The 2478-nt window shown below is 56.4% G+C and carries 2 protein-coding genes; both read right to left on the bottom strand.

What is annotated here, in order from left to right:
- Window positions 1-146: 146 nt before the first annotated feature.
- Window positions 147-1925, bottom strand: coding sequence for a sodium:solute symporter family transporter (locus AC1DQ3_RS36330; RefSeq protein ID WP_477124922.1), 1779 nt, complete (start codon window positions 1923-1925; stop codon window positions 147-149).
- Window positions 1926-2173: 248 nt separating this feature from the next.
- Window positions 2174-2478: pyruvate kinase alpha/beta domain-containing protein (locus AC1DQ3_RS36325; protein ID WP_477124921.1), on the bottom strand; the 305-nt coding region annotated here is incomplete at its 5' end.

The following is a 2478-nucleotide window of genomic DNA, read 5'->3' as shown; positions in this document are numbered from 1 at the left end:
GCTTTGCTGCCTCTGCCACGCGCTTGCCCAAAGCGCGAAAGTAAACGCGATTTCGACAAAGTTTACAAGCGAAGTTCGCGAGTCATTGAAGGTAAACGCTTCATTGGGGGCCGCCGTCGGCGCCGAGATGTGTATAACGCTATGGGTCATGCCTCAGTTTCCATCGGCTTCATTTGAAAAGACTCAGTAGATTCCATCGCACTACGGCGCATGGAATAACCAATCACCAGGATGACTGCCGCACATCCCAGAAACAGCATACGACCCCAAAGCGGGTTAGGAATCAATGTCATGGCAAGCAGGCCCATCCCCATGATTAGCGTGATGCGCCCCAACTTCTCGCGTTGCAGTCGATCGAACTCTCCCTGCTCACAATCCGACACGACCGGCGTATCGATGTCGTGATAAAACTGCTCTAACTGCACTGCTCTGGCGCCTTGATGCGGCTTGAAGAAGAAGCTTGTCAGACAGAAGAAACCACCAGTGAGGATCGCGTGTGCGGCGATGGCCAGCGTCGTGTTTGCATCGGACAATTCCCGGCTCGTCAATGCATAGCCGAGGAAGTCGGCGATCTCCTTCGCGGTAACCACGTTGCCGATCACATAAGAAATCATTAGGCCGAACACCACCGTGGCCCATGCCGCCCAATCCGGGACCTTCTTGATCAGCATTCCCAGGAACAATGGCACCAGGATCGGAACCTGCGCGAGCGTGGAAACCCGCATCATAAGCTCGAACAGGCTCAGATTGCTGAGTTGGGCGTAGAACTGGGCAGCCAGGATGATAAGAACACCATTTACGACATTGATCGCCTTGCCTGCAAGTAGTGCTTCCTTATCGCTAATATTCGTATGTTTCCGCAAAATAGGCTGATAGAAACTCCGCACGAAGATGCCAGCGTTGTGGTTGAGCGCGCCATCCATGGCCGCCATCGTAGCCGAGAACATTCCTGCCATCAGCAAGCCAACGGTGCCCGCGGGCATGGCACGCTCGGAGAAGACCAGAAAGACCGCATCGCTGGCTTTACTCCCTAGCTGCGCAGCATGCGCGCTAGCGGCATCGGGGAACAGGATTGCCGAGACCCATGGTGGAATCATCCAGATGATGGCCCCGGCCAACATCAGCACCAACGCGAACAGGGCGGCCCGCTTGGCATTGTCGGAATCCTTGGCCGTCAGGAATCGGTAGGAGTCCTTCATATTATTGATGGTAAGCATCTGCTTCACCAGCATGAAGAAGAACAAACCGACCAAGAGCATTGGATACTGAATATTCGGCCCAGTGAAAAAATTGACTGGAAATCTCTCGACCATCTGCATCGGCCCACCGACCTTGATTAATGCGACGACCGCACATGCCACCGACATAACCGCGACGACCAAGGACTGCACAAAGTCCGATGCCACTACGCCCCAGGCACCGCCCAGCAAGGAAAGAATTAATACTGCAATCCCGGTAATCCACAAGGTAATGGTGAGATCGATGCCCGTGACCGCGCTGAAGAATACCGATAGCCCGTTCAGCCACACACCGCCCTGCAGAATCGACAGCGGAATGATCGCCCATGTAAAAAACTGTTCTGACGTGCCGCCGAAACGCCGGCGGATCGCCTCGGTCGGCGTATCGACTCGTATCTGACGGAATCTTCTGGCGAAGAACAGCCACGCAATAATGTAGGCAACAGTGTTGCCGATAAATACGTAGACGGCGGGGAAAGCGTTACGGAATGCCTCGCCTGCCGCTCCAGTGAATGTCCACGCCGAGAATTGAATCATGAAAGCGGAACTGCCTACCATCCACCACAGCATCCGACCACCGCCACGAAAGTAGTCGGTGCTCGACTTGCTGGCCATTTTTCTGAACGCCAGGCTTATAGTGGCCATGATCACGAAATAGCCAACGATTACCATTAGGTTGATATTCATAAAATCTCCTTTTTTGGCCGTGAGTTACGCTGGGATCGAGACCCATTGTGCTAACCCACGACTTTTGCCAGCAGCGCCGCCGCCTGCACCCATTCGGAACCATGGGCTTGCTGGCCATTGGCGCAATGGCGTATCCGCTATCTGGATGGACACTCGTCCCTTGTAAGGAATCGAGCATAAACAGGCCGTTGCATTCACTATCTGGGCCACGCAGTGGGTCGATAGACGCCCGAGCGCGGGGTGGGCGTTCATCGAGTAACCGCCGGCGCCGTGCTGCCGGCGCCCAGTGCAAGTGCCTTGCCCGGTTCAGCGCCGGTGATTTCGGCGACCCGCAGCAGGTTGGTGGTGCCGCCCTGGCCGAACGGCATGCCCGCCGCGATGGTGATCTGGTCACCCGGTTCGGCATAGCCCTCGGCCAGCGCGGCACGGGTTGCCGCATTCACCATCTCGTCGACGCTTTGCACATCGGGGCTGACGGTGGAATGCACGCCCCAGGCCATGGCCAGCCGCCGCGCGATCTCCAGGTTTGGCGTGATGCTGACGATCGATGGGC

The sequence above is a fragment of the Cupriavidus sp. 01T418 genome, from assembly GCF_056398885.1.
This window is presented reverse-complemented; position numbering and strand designations above follow the sequence as displayed.